This window comes from Streptomyces sp. NBC_00691, from assembly GCF_036226665.1.
Lineage (GTDB): Bacteria > Actinomycetota > Actinomycetes > Streptomycetales > Streptomycetaceae > Streptomyces.
The window spans coordinates 5871079-5887500 of record NZ_CP109007.1 but is presented as its reverse complement, the minus strand read 5'-3'; the positions used below and the strand labels follow the sequence as shown (position 1 = coordinate 5887500).

Sequence of the window (16422 nt, the reverse complement as noted above, 5' to 3'; positions counted from 1 at the left end):
TGTGTTAAGCACGCCGCCAGCGTTCGTCCTGAGCCAGGATCAAACTCTCCGTGAATGTTTACCCGTAATCGGGTGACACTCGCGTTGAGCGGGACAGTCATGCCGGAATAAGGCCGACTGTCCACAGCGTCCTCGCTGTGTATGTTGCCTGCAGAACCACAAGGGCCCGCAGGACTTTCAAAGGAACCTCGCCATCCGAAGATGGACGGGGTATCAACTAATCTGGCGTTGATTTTTGGCACGCTGTTGAGTTCTCAAGGAACGGATGCTTCCTTTGTACTCACCCTCTCGGGCTTTCCTCCGGGCTTCCCTTCGGTCTTGCGTTTCCGACTCTATCAGATCTTTTCGATCCGATTTCCTCGGTGCTTTCCGGTCCCTTTTGTTTTCACTTCGGGGGCCTTTCGGCGGTTCCGACTTTATCAGAAGATCTGAGTCGGTTTTCCTGCCTCCCGGTGAAGCGTTCGGGCGCACGTCGGCGCTCGGGCTTCCCGTTCTGGCGGAGCCGTAAACGTACTGGAGCGGGGCGCCCCGATGCAAATCGAGGGGCCCCGCTCCGGTGCTGCGCTGGTCAGGCTGTCGGACCTGTCAGACCTCGACGACGACCGGGAGGATCATCGGGCGCCGGCGGTAGGTGTCGGAGACCCACTTGCCGACGCTGCGGCGGATCAGCTGCTGGAGCTGGTGGGGTTCCACGACGCCGTCCTGGAACGACTTGTTCAGGGCCTGGTCGATCTTCGGGAGCACCGCGTCGAACGCGGAGTCGTCGATGCCCGAGCCACGGGCGTGGACGTGGGGGCCGCCCACGATCTTGCCCGTCGAGGAGTCGACCACGACGAAGACCGAGATGATGCCCTCCTCGCCGAGGATCCGGCGGTCCTTGAGGGAGCTCTCGGTGACGTCGCCGACCGAGAGGCCGTCGACGTACACGTAACCCGCCTGGACCTTGCCGGTGATGCGGGCGCGGCCGTCGACCAGGTCGACGACGACGCCGTCCTCGGCGATGACGATGTGGTCCTTGGGGATACCCGTCATCGCGCCGAGCTCGGCGTTGGCGCGGAGGTGGCGCCATTCGCCGTGGACCGGCATGAGGTTCTTCGGGCGGCAGATGTTGTAGAAGTACAGCAGCTCGCCGGCCGAGGCGTGACCCGAGACGTGGACCTTGGCGTTGCCCTTGTGGACGACGTGGGCGCCCCAGCGGGTCAGGCCGTTGATCACGCGGTAGACCGCGTTCTCGTTGCCCGGGATCAGGGACGACGCAAGGATCACGGTGTCGCCGGGGACGATCCGGATCTGGTGGTCGCGGTTGGCCATGCGGGACAGGGCCGCCATCGGCTCGCCCTGGGAACCCGTGCAGACCAGCACGACCTCGTCGTCCGGCAGGTCGTCGAGGGTCTTCACGTCCACGACGAGACCGGCCGGGACCCGGAGGTAGCCCAGGTCACGGGCGATGCCCATGTTGCGGACCATCGAGCGGCCGACGAAGGCGACCCTGCGGCCGTACTCGTGGGCGGCGTCGAGGATCTGCTGGATGCGGTGCACGTGGCTGGCGAAGCTGGCCACGATGATGCGCTTCTGGGCGTTCGCGAAGACCGTGCGCAGGACGTTGGAGATGTCCTTCTCCGGCGGGACGAAGCCCGGGACCTCGGCGTTCGTGGAGTCCGAGAGAAGAAGGTCGATGCCTTCCTCGCTCAGCCGCGCGAAGGCGTGGAGGTCGGTGAGGCGGCCGTCCAGCGGGAGCTGGTCCATCTTGAAGTCGCCGGTGGCGACGGCCATGCCCGCGGGGGTGCGGATCGCGACCGCGAGCGCGTCCGGGATGGAGTGGTTGACCGCGATGAACTCGCAGTCGAACGAGCCCAGGACCTCCCGGTCGCCCTCCTTCACCTCGAGGGTATAGGGGCGGATGCGGTGCTCCTGGAGCTTGGCCTCGATGAGCGCGAGGGTCAGCTTGGAGCCGATCAGCGGGATGTCCGGCTTGAGCCGGAGCAGGTAGGGGACGGCACCGATGTGGTCCTCGTGGCCGTGCGTGAGCACGATGCCTTCGATGTCGTCGAGGCGGTCCCGGATGATCGTGAAGTCCGGGAGGATCAGGTCGACGCCCGGCTGCTCCTCTTCGGGGAAGAGGACGCCGCAGTCGACGATGAGCAGACGGCCGTCGAATTCGAAGACCGTCATGTTCCGGCCGATTTCGCCGAGCCCGCCGAGCGGGATGACGCGCAGGGCGCCCTTCGGCAGCTTCGGCGGGGCACCGAGTTCAGGATGCGGATGACTCAAAAGACTCTCCTCACCACGCACGCCACGTACCTCTTGGCACGTGGCGCGCATGACATTCGTGCACTTGCTGTTGTCAGTGTTCAGTTGTGAAGTCCGTTGTCAGAGCTCTACCCCGCCGGCGGCCAGGTCGATCTTGAGCTGCTCGGTCTCCTGGGGAGACAGCTCCACGAGGGGCAGCCGCAGGGGGCCGGCCGGGAGGCCCTGGAGGGCGAGGGCGGCCTTGGTGGTCATGACGCCCTGGGTGCGGAACATCCCGGTGTAGACCGGGAGCAGCTTCTGGTGGATCTCGGTGGCCTTCTGGATCTCGCCGCCGAGGTGGGCGTCGAGCAGGGCGCGGAGCTCCGGGGTGACGACGTGGCCCACGACGGAGACGAAGCCGCAGGCGCCGACGGAGAGCAGGGGCAGGTTGAGCATGTCGTCGCCGGAGTACCAGGCGAGGCCGGAGCGGGCGATGGCCCAGCTGGCGCGGCCGAGGTCGCCCTTGGCGTCCTTGTTGGCGACGACGCGCGGGTGCTCGGCGAGCCGGACGAGCGTCTCGGTGTCGATGGGGACGCCGCTGCGGCCGGGGATGTCGTAGAGCATCACCGGGAGCTCGGTGGCGTCGGCGATGGCCGAGAAGTGCCGGTACAGGCCTTCTTGCGAGGGCTTGTTGTAGTACGGGGTGACGGCGAGCAGGCCGTGCGCGCCGTCGCGCTCGGCGGTGCGGGCCAGCTCGAGGGAGTGGTGGGTGTCGTTGGTGCCGACGCCGGCCACGACGTGGGCGCGGTCGCCGACCGCGTCCAGTACCGCTCGTACCAGCTCCGATTTCTCCGCGTCGCTGGTGGTGGGGGACTCGCCGGTGGTGCCGTTGACGACGAGGCCGTCGTTGCCTGCGTCCACCAGATGGGTGGCCAGTCGCTGGGCACCGTCGAGGTCGAGTGCGCCGTCCGCCGTGAAGGGCGTGACCATGGCGGTGAGGACCCGCCCGAAGGGGGTCTGCGGAGTGGAGATCGGAGCCATGGGTAACACGCTACTCGCTGCTCAGCGCCGGGTGTCCCTGAGGGGGACAGGAGAAAGGGAGCCCGGCGCTGCCTGCTCGGGGGTTCAGGCAGCGCCGGGTCCGTTTGATCAGCCTAGATGAACTTCGTGAAACGTCGCAATACGGACACTTCACTCGAGGGTTCGGACATCTGTGCCCTATGGGGCCACACGGCCGTTCTTGTTGAAGGCCGCGTGGGTCAGTGGCATCAGCCGTGCCCAGTGCTCTTCCATCTTCTCGCCGACCATCTCGATCTCCCGCTGCGGGAAGGACGGGACCGCGGCCAGCTCGTGCTGGGTGCGCAGACCGAGGAAGTGCATCAGCGAGCGCGCGTTGCAGGTGGCGTACATCGAGGAGAAGAGACCGACGGGAAGGACCGACCGGGCGACCTCGCGGGCGACGCCGGCGGCGAGCATCTCCTGGTAGGTGGCGTACGCCTGACGGTACGAGTCCTCCATCGTGCGGCTGACCAGGTCGTGCTGCTCCTGGGTGCCGTCGACGAAGACGTACTTGCCGGGGCGCCCCTCCTGGACGAGCTTGCGGGAGGTGTCCGGGACGTAGAAGACCGGCTGGAGCTCCCTGTAGCGGCCCGATTCCTCGTTGTACGACCAGCCCACGCGGTGCCGCATGAACTCGCGGAACACGAAGATCGGCGCGCTGATGAAGAACGTCATCGAGTTGTGCTCGAACGGGCTGCCGTGCCGATCGCGCATCAGGTAGTTGATGAGGCCCTTCGAGCGCTCCGGGTCCTTCTGGAGCTCCTCGAGGGACTGCTCGCCCGCCGTGGAGACCCGGGCCGCCCAGAGGACGTCGGAGTCGGCCGCCGCGCTCTTGACCAGGTCGACGGTGACGTCGCTCCGGAAGTCGATCTTGACGTTCTCGGTGGGGCTGTCGCTCACCAGCGGTCCTTCCAATCGGCTGTTGCAGTCGCCCACTCTAACGACGTCCTACCGGAGGATGAGATTCGGCTGCTTTGGTGAAATAGGGCACCAAAACCTCGGTTCTGTCGTCTGTACCTGTGACGCATGACGACGACCCGAGGAGAGTGGCCCTGATGTTCAGCCGGCGAGAGGCCGTACCGTTCGCGTTCGTCGCGGAGGCCGACCACTTCCGCAGTAACGTCACTCCACCGCCCCGGGAGCGTCTCGGCGCCTCGCAGATCGTGGGCCGTACCCTGCTGGGGCTGACCGTGGTGGCCGGCCTCGTGGGCTCGTTGATCTTCGGGATGCCGTCCCTTCAGGCGGGCGACTCCGCCACTCGTCAGCAGCAGTCCGAAGCCTCCGACAACCGCTGAGGTAGCCTCACCGGGCATCGCCCCTTCGAGCGTGCCTGTAAGTGAGGACCTGTCGTGCCCCTGCCCTTTCTGACGGCCGACCGTGCTTTTGACACGACCGACCACATCGCCCTGCCGTTCGACGACCACGACCAGTGGCGTCGTCCGTACCGTCCGGGGTCCTGGCGGGTCGGGGCGGCGGCGCTCGCGCTGCTGCTGGCCTCGTTCGTCCTCCTGGCCGCGGTGATCATCACCGCGGCCGGGGGATTCAGCGGTGGGGCCGCCACCCTGGCCACCGCCGTACTCGTCATCCTGGCCGCCCTGCGGATGCTGCGCATGGGCACCTGGGTGAGCCGCGCCGGCATCCGCCGCGCGGCCTTCTTCACGACCGTCACCGTGCCCTGGGCGAAGGTGACCTCCGTACGGACCGTCCAGCAGCCGGTGCGCTGGCTGGGGCTCCCCCGTACGGTCCAGGGCCAGGCCCTGGTGCTCGGCCGGCGGGGCGGTGAGGAGCTGATGCTGCTCACCGACCACAACGCCGACTTCCTCTCCCGTGTCGAGGCCTTCGACCGGGCGGCCGACACGGTCGAGGCCTGGAACGCCGAGTACGGCGTCACCCCGCCCGCTACATGCTGACCGGACGCCCTTCGTGGAGGGCGATGGCCCGCTGCATCGCCTTCCGGGCCCGCGGGGTGTCGCGGGCGTCGTGGTAGGCGACCGCGAGCCGGAACCAGCAGCGCCAGTCGTCCGGCGTGTCCTCCGTCTCGGCCTTGCGCCGGGCGAAGACCTCGTCGGCCGAGTCGCGGTCGATCCGGCCGCCCTCGGTGCGCTTCAGCTCGTCGACGGGCAGGCCGCCCTCCGCCTCCAGTTCGGTGGCGAGGCGGCCCGCCTGACGGGCGAACCGGGTGTTCTTCCAGAGGAACCAGCCGCCGACCGCGGGCAGCAGGAACGCCACCGCGCCCATGCCCATGGCGGCCGGCTCGCCCGTGAGGAGCAGCAGGACGCCCTCCATCGCCACCACTCCGAAGACGAGTACGAGCACGGTGGAGAGGAAGACGTACGTGATCTTTCCGCCCATCGCCGTCAGCCCAGGTCCAGGAAGTTCTCCAGGCCGAAGGTGAGGCCCGGAGTGCTGATGACACGGCGGGCGCCCAGAAGGATGCCCGGCATGAAGCTGGAGTGGTGCAGCGAGTCGTGCCGGACGGTGAGGGTCTCGCCCTCGCCGCCGAGCAGCACCTCCTGGTGGGCCAGAAGGCCCGCCAGGCGCACCGAGTGGACCCGCACGCCGTCGACGTCCGCGCCGCGCGCGCCGTCCAGGGCGGTCTCGGTCGCGTCGGGCTGAGGGCCGAGACCCGCCTGGGCGCGGGCCGAGGCGATCAGCTGGGCCGTCCGGGCGGCGGTGCCGGAGGGGGCGTCCACCTTGTGCGGGTGGTGCAGTTCGACGACCTCGACGGACTCGAAGTACGGGGCCGCGATCTGGGCGAACTTCATGGTGAGGACCGCGCCGATGGAGAAGTTCGGAGCGATGAGGACGCCGGTCTCCGGGGAGGCGGCGAGCCGGGTCCGCAGCTGCGCGAGGCGCTCCTCGTTCCAGCCGGTGGTGCCGACGACCGCGTGGATGCCGTGGCTCACGCAGAAGTCGAGGTTCTCCATGACCGAGGCCGGGGTCGTCAGCTCGACGACCACCTGGGCGCCCGCCTCGGTGAGCGACGTCAGCTCGTCCCCACGGCCGAGGGCCGCGACCAGTTCCATGTCCTCGGCGGCCTCGACGGCCCTCACGGCCTCGGAGCCGATACGGCCCTTGGCCCCGAGGACCGCCACGCGCAGCTTGCTCATTGCTCTTCCTTAAAGGGACTCGTGGGTCAGGAGACCGCTTGGTGGAGGCGGTCCGCCTGCTTGTCCTTCAGCGGGCCGATCACCGAGAGCGAGGGCCGCTGGTCCAGTACATCGCGGGCGACCTGCCGGACCTCGTCCGGGGTGACGGCGGCGATCCGGTCCAGCATGTCGTCGACCGACATCTGGGTGCCCCAGCACAGCTCGCTCTTGCCGATGCGGTTCATCAGCGCGCCGGTGTCCTCGAGGCCGAGCACGGTGGAACCGGAGAGCTGGCCGACGGCGCGGGCGATCTCGTCGTCCGTGAGGCCGTCGGACGCCACCTTGTGGAGCTCGTCGCGGCAGATCTTGAGGACGTCGTGGACCTGGCCCGGGCGGCAGCCCGCGTACACCCCGAAGAGGCCGCAGTCGGCGAAGCCCGAGGTGTACGAGTACACGCTGTAGGCCAGACCGCGCTTCTCACGGACCTCCTGGAAGAGGCGGGAGGACATGCCGCCGCCGAGGGCGGTGTTCAGCACGCCCAGGGCCCAGCGGCGCTCGTCGGTGCGGGCCAGACCCGGCATGCCGAGGACGACGTGGGCCTGCTCGGTCTTGCGGTTCAGGAGCTCGACGCGGCCCGCCGTCCGGAGGGTGCGCAGGCCGTCGCGCGGGGCGACGGGTGCGGCGTCGGTACGGGTGAGGGCGCCGGCCTTCTCGAAGGCCCGGCGGACCTGGCGTACCACCGTGGCGTGGTCGACGTTGCCCGCCGCGGCCACGACCAGGTGGGTCGGGTCGTAGTGCTTCTTGTAGAAGCGGGCGATCTGGCCGCGGCTGAGCGCGTTGACGGTGTCGACGGTGCCGAGGACCGGGCGGCCCAGCGGGGTGTCGCCGAACATCGTCTGCGCGAAGAGCTCGTGCACGACGTCACCGGGGTCGTCCTCGGTCATCGCGATCTCTTCGAGGATGACGCCGCGCTCGGCGTCCACGTCCTCGTCGAGGATGAGCGAGCCCGTGAGCATGTCGCAGACGACGTCGATCGCCAGCGGCAGGTCGGTGTCGAGGACCCGGGCGTAGTAGCAGGTGTACTCCTTCGCCGTGAAGGCGTTCATCTCGCCGCCGACCGCGTCGATCGCGGCGGAGATGTCGAGGGCGGACCGCTTGTGGGTGCCCTTGAAGAGGAGGTGCTCCAGGTAGTGGGTGGCGCCGTTGAGCGCCGGGGTCTCGTCGCGGGATCCGACGTGCGCCCAGATGCCGAAGGTGGCGGAGCGCACGGACGGAAGGGTCTCGGTGACGATCCGGAGGCCGCCGGGGAGGGTCGTGCGACGGACCGTGCCGATGCCGTCCCTGCCCGGGAGAAGCGTTTGGGTACGGGCGACGGCCCGCCCCTCCGAGGAGGGGCGGGCCGTCGCGCGGGGACTACGGGACGTCACTGGTCGGTGTCGCCCTTGTCGTCGGCGGCGGCGTTCTCGTCGTCCGCGATCACGGGGATCAGGGACAGCTTGCCGCGCTGGTCGATCTCGGCGATCTCGACCTGGACCTTGGAGCCGATCGCGAGCACGTCCTCGACGTTCTCCACGCGCTTGCCACCGGCGAGCTTGCGGATCTGCGAGATGTGCAGCAGGCCGTCCTTGCCCGGGAGCAGGGAGACGAAGGCACCGAAGGTGGTGGTCTTGACGACCGTACCCAGGTAGCGCTCGCCGACCTCAGGCATGGTCGGGTTGGCGATGCCGTTGATCGTGGCGCGGGCGGCCTCGGCCTGCGAGCCCTGCTGGGCACCGATGTAGATGGTGCCGTCGTCCTCGATCGTGATCTCGGCGCCGGTGTCCTCCTGGATCTGGTTGATCATCTTGCCCTTGGGGCCGATGACCTCACCGATCTTGTCCACCGGGATCTTGACGGTGATGATGCGCGGCGCGTTCGGGGACATCTCGTCCGGAACGTCGATCGCCTCGTTCATCACGTCGAGGATGTGCAGACGCGCGTCGCGGGCCTGCTTCAGCGCGGCGGCCAGGACCGAGGCGGGGATGCCGTCGAGCTTGGTGTCGAGCTGGAGCGCGGTCACGAACTGCTTCGTGCCGGCGACCTTGAAGTCCATGTCGCCGAAGGCGTCCTCCGCACCGAGGATGTCGGTGAGGGCGACGTAGTGCGTCTGGCCGTCGATCTCCTCGGAGATCAGACCCATGGCGATACCGGCGACGGCGGCCTTGAGCGGCACACCGGCGTTCAGCAGCGACATGGTGGAGGCGCAGACCGAGCCCATCGACGTCGAGCCGTTGGAGCCGAGGGCCTCGGACACCTGACGGATCGCGTAGGGGAACTCCTCGCGGGTCGGCAGGACCGGCACGATGGCGCGCTCGGCGAGGGCGCCGTGGCCGATCTCGCGGCGCTTGGGCGAGCCCACGCGGCCGGTCTCACCGACGGAGTACGGCGGGAAGTTGTAGTTGTGCATGTAGCGCTTGCGGGTCACCGGGGAGAGGGTGTCCAGCTGCTGCTCCATGCGGAGCATGTTGAGGGTGGTGACGCCCAGGATCTGGGTCTCGCCACGCTCGAACAGCGCCGAGCCGTGCACGCGCGGGATGGCCTCGACCTCGGCCGCGAGCGTACGGATGTCCGTGAGGCCACGGCCGTCGATGCGGACCTTGTCCTTGATGACGCGCTCGCGGACCAGCTTCTTGGTCAGCGCGCGGTAGGCGCCCGAGATCTCCTTCTCGCGGCCCTCGAAGGCCGGGAGGAGCTTCTCGGCGGCGAGCTCCTTGATGCGGTCGAGCTCGGCCTCGCGCTCCTGCTTGCCGGCGATGGTGAGCGCCTTGGAGAGCTCACCCTTGACGGCGGCGGTGAGCGCCTCCAGGACGTCGTCCTGGTAGTCCAGGAAGACCGGGAACTCGCCGGTGGGCTTGGCGGCCTTGGCGGCGAGGTCCGACTGGGCCTTGCAGAGGGTCTTGATGAAGGGCTTCGCGGCCTCGAGACCGGCGGCGACGACCTCCTCGGTCGGCGCCTCGGCGCCGCCCTTGACGAGCTCGATCGTCTTCTCGGTGGCCTCGGCCTCGACCATCATGATCGCGACGTCGCCGTCCTCCAGGACGCGACCGGCGACCACCATGTCGAAGACGGCGTCCTCGAGCTCGGTGTGCGTCGGGAAGGCGACCCACTGGCCCTTGATCAGGGCGACGCGGGTGGCGCCGATGGGGCCGGAGAAGGGCAGGCCCGCCAGGATCGTGGACGCCGAGGCGGCGTTGATCGCGACCACGTCGTACAGGTGGTCGGGGTTGAGCGCCATGATCGTCTCGACGATCTGGATCTCGTTGCGCAGGCCCTTCTTGAAGGAGGGGCGCAGCGGGCGGTCGATCAGGCGGCAGGTGAGGATCGCGTCCTCGGAGGGGCGGCCCTCCCGGCGGAAGAAGGAGCCGGGGATCTTGCCGGCCGCGTACTGCCGCTCCTCGACGTCCACCGTGAGGGGGAAGAAGTCGAGCTGGTCCTTGGGGCGCTTCGAGGCGGTGGTCGCCGAAAGGACCATCGTGTCGTCGTCCAGGTAGGCGACGGCGGAGCCGGCGGCCTGCTTGGCCAGACGGCCGGTCTCGAAGCGGATGGTGCGGGTACCGAAGGCGCCGTTGTCGATGACGGCCTCGGCGTAGTGGGTCTCGTTCTCCACTAGCGGTTTCTCCTACGTGTTCGTCTTTGCGTCCGGGGCCCGTGTGGCCGGGGACGGTGTGCGACGGTGGCGGAGAAGCGCGCCTCGGGTGCTGGCCGGTCTTCGATCGAAGCACCCGGGGATTCGTTCCGGGGGCCACTACCGAGGACCGGCGGCGAGCCGGCGGCTCCTCGCTCGTCGTTATGGGGGTTGTGCGACCAGCCTACGGGCCGATGCGCACTTTGTGCACGTACAGCAAAGGGAGCGGCCCCCTGAAAGGGGGAACCGCTCCCTCAACGGCGACTTACTTGGCGCCGCCGGCCGCACCGCGGCGGATGCCGAGCCGGTCGACGAGCGTACGGAAGCGCGCGATGTCCTTCTTGGCCAGGTACTGCAGCAGGCGGCGGCGCTGGCCGACCAGGATGAGCAGACCACGACGGGAGTGGTGGTCGTGCTTGTGCTGCTTGAGGTGCTCGGTCAGGTCCGAGATGCGACGGGACAGCATGGCGACCTGGACCTCGGGGGAGCCGGTGTCGCCCTCCTTGGTGCCGAACTCGGTCATGATCTGCTTCTTGACAGCGGCGTCGAGAGCCACGCGGATCTCCTCTAGGTATTCGTGCGCCCGTGAGTGCCCCTGGTCTTGATCTCAGGGGAAGCTTCCGTGACTCGACGGGCGAAGGTCCGATGGGCGCAGCTTCCAGAGGATTCCGGGAGCGCGTACACAAACGGCCGTCACACAGCGTACCAGCTCGCCGGAGCGCCCCCGGAGCAGACCTCTACTTGCTGGTCAAGGACCGGACGGTGGAGAAGACGTCGAGGACGGCGAGGCAGAGCGGGACCAGGGAGAGCAGGACGAAGCCCTCGGCGAGGTCGAGGAGGCGGCCCCAGAACGGGGAGAGGCCCTTCCTCGGGATGATCAGGCCGATCGCGGTGATCAGCGCGGCTCCGGCGGCGACGGACGCGGTGAGCCAGATCGTACGGATGTCGAGGCCGCCCCGGTCGCCGTACATGAGGAGGTCCTTGACCAGGTCCGCCGGCGGGTTCAGGGAGAGGCCGAGGACGAGCAGCGCGATGGCGGCGATGCCGGCGACCAGGACGCAGACGACCTGCGAGGTGTAGCGGAAGAGGCGGGCGCGCAGCAGCATCGCCAGGCCGGCGGCGAGGGCGAGGAGCTGGCCCCAGACGTTTCCGGCGAAGCCGAGGACCGCGGCGGAGCCGACGACGACCGCGGCGCAGCCGCCGACGAGGCCGAGGAGCATCTCGTGGCCGCGGCGGGCCTGGAGCGCGATGCGCTCGCCGTCGACGGGCTGGTGGTCGTCGCCGGACGGCTGCTGCGGGTCGCCGTGGAACTCGTCGTCGGCGGCGCTGCGGGGGGCGGCGTAGCCGATGGGGAGCCGGGCGAAGCGGGCGGAGAGACCAGGAAGGAAGGCGACGAGGCCGATGGCGACGGGGGCGCAGGCGGCGGCCGTCTCGGTGGCGGTGGACTCGGTGAGGATCGCCGCGAAGGTCGCGAGGGTGCCGACGGTGGCGAGGAAGGTGGCGGCGACGAAGGGTGCGTCGCCGCTGGGGGTGAGCGCGACGAGCGCGACCGAGGCGACCAGGACGGTGACGCAGCCCAGCAGGAACTGGAGGCGGCCGGGTCCCTGGCCGGCGTCGGGGCCGACGATGCCGGAGCCGGCGATGAGCAGCAGCGGCAGCGCGCCCAGGCCGAGGGCGACGGCGGTGGCCCGGTCGCCGTACACGCGGGCGCGTACTCCCGCGAAGGCGGTGAGGAGGAATCCGGCGGCGCCCGCGATGATCCCGGGCAGGCTGTGCATGTCGTGCCGGACCGGGTCGGCGAACCAGAGCACGAAGCCCATCAGGACGAGGAGCAGCACTCCGCCGAGGAGTCCGGCGCCGCGCAGCAGCTCGTCGCTCCACAGGTGCCGGTCACGGGTGACGGCGGAGGCGACGGCGTCGGACACGTCGTCGTAGACGGCCGGCGGCAGGGACTGGGCGAACGGGCGCAGGGAGAGCACCTCGCCGTCGAGGACCTGCTGGGCCGCGAGGGTGCGGGCCCCGTCGAGGACGGATCCGTCCCGGCGGACCAGGTGGTAGCCCGTGGGCGTCCCGGCGGGCTGTGTCTGTCCGGTGAGGCGCAGGATCTCCGGGTAGACGTCGGCGACGGCGATGTCCTCGGGGAGCGCGACGTCGATGCGACTGTCCGGCGCCACGACGGTGACGCGGCAGAAACCGGTCGCTGCGGTCGTACTCACGTGTCTGGACCCCCTGATTCGCGGTTGCGCACGATGCGCGCGCCACCCTACCGGGGACGGCGGGTGAGGGCTGCAAGTAGGATCGCCGTCCCATGGGGGAAGTCCGTGTGCCCGGCTGCCGACAGGGGTGCCGGGCGGATGCTCCCGCCACGAGCCCGCCTCCAACGAGGGATTGATGCGCCGGTGAGCCAGATCGTCGTCAAACGCCCGCCGAGGTCTCTTCCGCCGGAAGTGCCCGGTGGGGAACTGGTCCTGGAGTCTCCGCCGGAACTCCCGCGGGGACAGCAGGAGTCGGCGTTGATGCAGCTCCTGCCGATGCTCGGCATGGGTTCCTCGGTGGTGTTCTTCTTCATGACGCCGTCGCCGATCATGCGGATCATGGGCACGCTGATGCTCGCCTCGACGGTCGCGATGGCCGTCGCCCAGTTCGTGAGATTCCGTCGCGGTACGCAGGGGCAAATGTCCGATGTCCGCCGCGACTACCTCAAATACCTCGCGCAGACCCGGCGTACGGTCCGGCGCACGGCCCACAAGCAGCGGGACGCGCAGTTGTATCTGCACCCGTCGCCGGAGCAGTTGTGGTCGGTCGTGGCCGAGGGCTCCCGGGTGTGGGAACGCCGGGTCGGCGACCACGACTTCGGGCAGGCGCGGATAGGGCTCGGGGCGCAGCAGTTGGCGACGCCGCTCGTGGCGCCGGACACGGCTCCGGTGGACGAGCTGGAGCCGCTGTGCGCGGGTGCGATGCAGCAGTTCCTCGCGGTGCACGGCACGCTGGACGGGCTGCCGATGGCCGTCTCGATGCGGGCGTTCTACCACGTGACGGTCTCCGGTGAGCCGGAGTCGGCGCAGGCGGCGGCGCGGGCGCTGGTGACGCAGCTGGTGACCCTGCACTCCCCCGAGGACCTGATGCTCGCGGTGGTCGCCGCCCGTCCGGCGCAGGAGCGCTGGGACTGGACGAAGTGGCTTCCGCACACACAGGTGCCGGGGCAGGTCGACGGGGCGGGTACGAAGCGTCTGTTCGGCGACGACCTCGCTGAGCTGGAGCAGTTGGTCCGCTCGAAGCTGGACGGCCGGCCGCGGTTCTCCCGGGAGAACCAGCCGGTGCTCGACCAGCCGCACGTGGTCGTGGTCCTGGACTCCGACTCCACCCGCGGTGGTCTGGTGCCGCCGGACTCGCTGCTCGCGGCGGCCGAGGGCCTGCAGGGCGTGACGATCGTGGAGGTCGTCTCCGGTGACCTCGACGAGCCGCGCGGTGGCCTCTCGGTGGTCGTACGGCCGGGCCGGCTGCGGCTGGAGTCGGGTGGGGGTTTCGCGTACGAGGGTCTGCCGGACGGTATTTCGCTGCCGGCCGCGGAGGCGCTGGCCCGTCAGCTGGCCCCGCTGAAGATGGGCGGCGGGGACGACGACGAGCCGCTGCTCGCCAATCTGGACTTCACGGATCTGCTGAACCTGGGCGACGCGGCGTCGGTGGACGTGGCGCGGACCTGGCGGCCCCGTTCGGTGGCCGAGCGCCTCCGGGTGCCGATCGGTGTCGGCGAGGACGGCCAGCCGGTCATGCTCGACCTCAAGGAGGCCGCGCAGGAGGGCATGGGCCCGCACGGTCTGTGCGTGGGCGCCACGGGTTCCGGAAAGTCGGAGCTGCTGCGGACGCTGGTGCTCGGTCTCGCGGTGACGCACTCCTCGGAGACGCTGAACTTCGTCCTCGCGGACTTCAAGGGCGGTGCGACCTTCGCGGGCATGTCGCAGATGCCGCACGTGGCGGCGGTCATCACCAACCTGTCGGACGACCTGACGCTCGTGGACCGCATGGGTGACGCGATCCGTGGTGAGCTGCAGCGACGGCAGGAGCTGCTGCGGTCGGCCGGCAACTACGCCAACATCCACGACTACGAGAAGGCGCGCGCGGCGGGCGCCCCGCTGGAACCGCTCGCCTCGCTGGTGCTCGTGATCGACGAGTTCTCCGAACTCCTCACCGCCAAGCCGGACTTCATCGACATGTTCATCCAGATCGGCCGGATCGGCCGCTCCCTGGGTGTGCATCTGCTGCTCGCCTCGCAGCGCCTGGAGGAGGGCAAGCTGCGCGGCCTGGACACGTACCTCTCGTACCGGATCGGTCTGCGGACCTTCTCGGCGGCGGAGTCGCGTACGGCGATCGGTGTGCCGGACGCGTACCACCTGCCCTCGGTGCCGGGTTCGGGCTATCTGAAGTTCGGCACGGACGAGATGACCCGCTTCAAGGCGGCGTACGTCTCGGGCACCTACCGGACGGGCGGGCCGCGGCTGGAGATCGGGCACATGCCGGTGGAGCGGCGTCCCGCGCTGTTCACCGCGGCGCCGGTGCCCGTCGTGTACGCGGCCCCGGACCCGGCGTACCTCGCGCAGCAGCGGGCGGAGGAGGACGACGCGCTCGCGGACACCGTCCTCGACGTGATCGTGCGCCGGCTGGAGGGCCAGGGCGTGCCCGCTCACCAGGTGTGGCTGCCGCCGCTCGACCAGGCGCCGTCGCTCGACCAGCTGCTCCCGGGGCTCGCGCAGACCGCGGACCGGGGGCTGACGGCGACCGAGTACACGCGTCAGGGCGGGCTCACGGTGCCGCTCGGCCTCATCGACAAGCCGTTCGAGCAGCGCCGCGAGGTGCTGTACCGGGACTTCTCCGGTGCGGCGGGCCACATGATGGTGGTGGGTGGTCCGCAGTCCGGCAAGTCGACGATCATGCGCACGCTCATCTCCTCGTTCGCGCTCACCCACACCCCGGCCGAGGTGCAGTTCTACTGCCTGGACTTCGGTGGCGGCGGCATGGTGTCGCTCGCCGACCTGCCGCACGTCGGCGGAGTGGCGTCGCGCCTGGACCCGGAGCGGGTGCGGCGTACGGTCGCCGAGGTGATGGGCGTCCTGAACCGGCGCGAGGAGTTCTTCCGCTCGCACTCCATCGACTCGATCGCGACCTACCGGCGCAAGCGGGCCGCGGGCGAGCTGCCCGGCGAGGCCTGGGGCGACGTCTTCCTGGTAGTGGACGGCTGGGGCGGTTTCCGCAACGACTACGACGTGCTGGAGCCGATCGTCTCCGACATCGCCGCGCGCGGTCTCGGCTACGGCATCCACGTGGTGATCACCGCCTCCCGGTACATGGAGGTGCGCGCGGCGCTGAAGGACCAGATGCTGGGCCGGCTCGAACTGCGGCTCGGTGACGTCATGGACTCCGAGTTCGACCGCAAGGTCGCGGCGAACGTGCCGCCCGGTGTCCCGGGCCGCGGCCAGGTGCCCGAGAAGCTGCACTTCATGGGCGCGCTGCCGCGGATCGACGGATCGAGCTCGGGCGCCGACCTGTCGGACGGCACGGCTGCCTTCGTACGGTCGGTACAGGCGTCCTGGACCGGGGCTCCGGCGCCGGCGGTTCGGCTGCTGCCGCGCAAGCTGCCCGCGGAGCGGCTGCCGAAGGGCTTCGAGTACCCGCAGCACGGCATCGCGATCGGCATCGACGAGACGAACCTGGAGCCGGTGTTCGTCGACTTCGAGTCCGACCCGTTCTTCCTGATCTTCGGCGAGAGCGAGTCCGGCAAGACGGCGCTGCTGCGGCTCATCGCCAAGCAGCTGTGCGAGCGCTACACGCCGGAGCAGGCGCGGATCGTGGTGGGCGACTACCGCCGGACGATGCTGGAGGCGGTCGCGCCCTCGCACCTCCTGGAGTACGCGCCGATGGCCTCCGCCATGCAGATGCACATGGAGGCGATCAACACGGTGATGACGAAGCGGGCGCCCAAGCCCGACATCACACCGCAGCAGCTGCGCGACCGCAGCTGGTGGACGGGTCCGCAACTGTACGTGCTGGTCGACGACTTCGAGCTGGTGGCGACCAACTCGGGGAACCCGCTGGCGGCCCTGGTGGAGAACCTGCCGTTCGCGCGGGACGTCGGCATCCGGTTCATCGTGGCGCGCAGCGCCGGTGGCGCCTCCCGGGCGATGTACGAGCCGTTCATGCAGCGCGTGAAGGAGCTGGGCGCGCAGGGCGTGATCCTCTCCGGCGATCCGCAGGAGGGCGACATCCTCGGCAACGTCCGGGCGCGGCCGATGCCTCCGGGCCGGGGCACGTTCGTGTCGCGGAAGCGGGGCGCGCCGCTGGTGCAGCTGGGCTGGCTGCCGGAACAGCACTGACGGAGCGGGCCGG

The 16422-nt window shown here is 69.7% G+C and carries 12 protein-coding genes and 1 rRNA gene (1 of these 13 only partly in view); 3 read left to right on the top strand and 10 right to left on the bottom strand.

From position 1 onward, the window contains the following. The 4 genes from OG392_RS26740 to thyX all read right to left on the bottom strand — a co-directional run. Positions 1-55 (bottom strand): 16S ribosomal RNA (locus OG392_RS26740) (it extends 1471 nt beyond the left edge of the window). Between the two features lie 530 nt (positions 56-585). Next, positions 586-2271, bottom strand: coding sequence for a ribonuclease J (locus OG392_RS26735; protein WP_329283678.1), 1686 nt, complete (start codon positions 2269-2271; stop codon positions 586-588). 99 nt (positions 2272-2370) lie between these two features. Continuing rightward, on the bottom strand, positions 2371-3270 hold the full coding sequence (dapA, locus tag OG392_RS26730; protein ID WP_329283676.1) for a 4-hydroxy-tetrahydrodipicolinate synthase: 900 nt from the start codon (positions 3268-3270) through the stop codon (positions 2371-2373). Positions 3271-3447: 177 nt separating this feature from the next. Next, complete coding sequence (thyX, locus tag OG392_RS26725; RefSeq protein ID WP_329283675.1) at positions 3448-4188, bottom strand: FAD-dependent thymidylate synthase; 741 nt, start codon at positions 4186-4188, stop codon at positions 3448-3450. A gap of 155 nt (positions 4189-4343) precedes the next feature. On the opposite strand from thyX, the gene OG392_RS26720 reads away from it, so the two are divergent. Then, the gene (locus OG392_RS26720) at positions 4344-4583 is read left to right on the top strand and encodes a hypothetical protein (RefSeq protein ID WP_329283674.1); all 240 of its coding nucleotides are present in this window, start codon (positions 4344-4346) and stop codon (positions 4581-4583) included. Between the two features lie 54 nt (positions 4584-4637). Further along, on the top strand, positions 4638-5198 hold the full coding sequence (locus tag OG392_RS26715; RefSeq protein ID WP_329283673.1) for a hypothetical protein: 561 nt from the start codon (positions 4638-4640) through the stop codon (positions 5196-5198). Here OG392_RS26715 and OG392_RS26710 read toward each other — a convergent pair. The 6 genes from OG392_RS26710 to eccD all read right to left on the bottom strand — a co-directional run bounded on the left by OG392_RS26710 (position 5188) and on the right by eccD (position 12257). Continuing rightward, entirely contained in the window at positions 5188-5640 is a 453-nt protein-coding gene (locus OG392_RS26710; protein ID WP_329283672.1) for a tetratricopeptide repeat protein, read from the bottom strand. The genes OG392_RS26715 and OG392_RS26710 overlap by 11 nt on opposite strands. Positions 5641-5645: 5 nt before the next feature. Then, positions 5646-6398, bottom strand: coding sequence for a 4-hydroxy-tetrahydrodipicolinate reductase (dapB, locus tag OG392_RS26705; protein ID WP_329283670.1), 753 nt, complete (start codon positions 6396-6398; stop codon positions 5646-5648). A gap of 26 nt (positions 6399-6424) precedes the next feature. Further along, complete coding sequence (locus OG392_RS26700; protein WP_329283668.1) at positions 6425-7804, bottom strand: M16 family metallopeptidase; 1380 nt, start codon at positions 7802-7804, stop codon at positions 6425-6427. Then, the gene (locus OG392_RS26695; RefSeq protein ID WP_329283665.1) at positions 7801-10023 is read right to left on the bottom strand and encodes a polyribonucleotide nucleotidyltransferase; all 2223 of its coding nucleotides are present in this window, start codon (positions 10021-10023) and stop codon (positions 7801-7803) included. The genes OG392_RS26700 and OG392_RS26695 overlap by 4 nt, the downstream gene beginning before the upstream one ends. A gap of 283 nt (positions 10024-10306) precedes the next feature. Further along, a complete protein-coding gene (rpsO, locus tag OG392_RS26690) occupies positions 10307-10597 on the bottom strand; it encodes a 30S ribosomal protein S15 (RefSeq protein WP_231071434.1) in 291 nt (96 codons plus the stop codon). A gap of 181 nt (positions 10598-10778) precedes the next feature. Then, the gene (gene eccD / locus OG392_RS26685; RefSeq protein WP_329283663.1) at positions 10779-12257 is read right to left on the bottom strand and encodes a type VII secretion integral membrane protein EccD; all 1479 of its coding nucleotides are present in this window, start codon (positions 12255-12257) and stop codon (positions 10779-10781) included. Positions 12258-12440: 183 nt separating this feature from the next. Here eccD and eccCa point away from each other — a divergent pair, with 183 nt between their 5' ends. Continuing rightward, positions 12441-16409 (top strand): type VII secretion protein EccCa, encoded by a 3969-nt coding sequence (gene eccCa, locus OG392_RS26680; RefSeq protein WP_329283661.1) that lies wholly within the window; start codon positions 12441-12443, stop codon positions 16407-16409. Positions 16410-16422 lie beyond the last annotated feature (13 nt).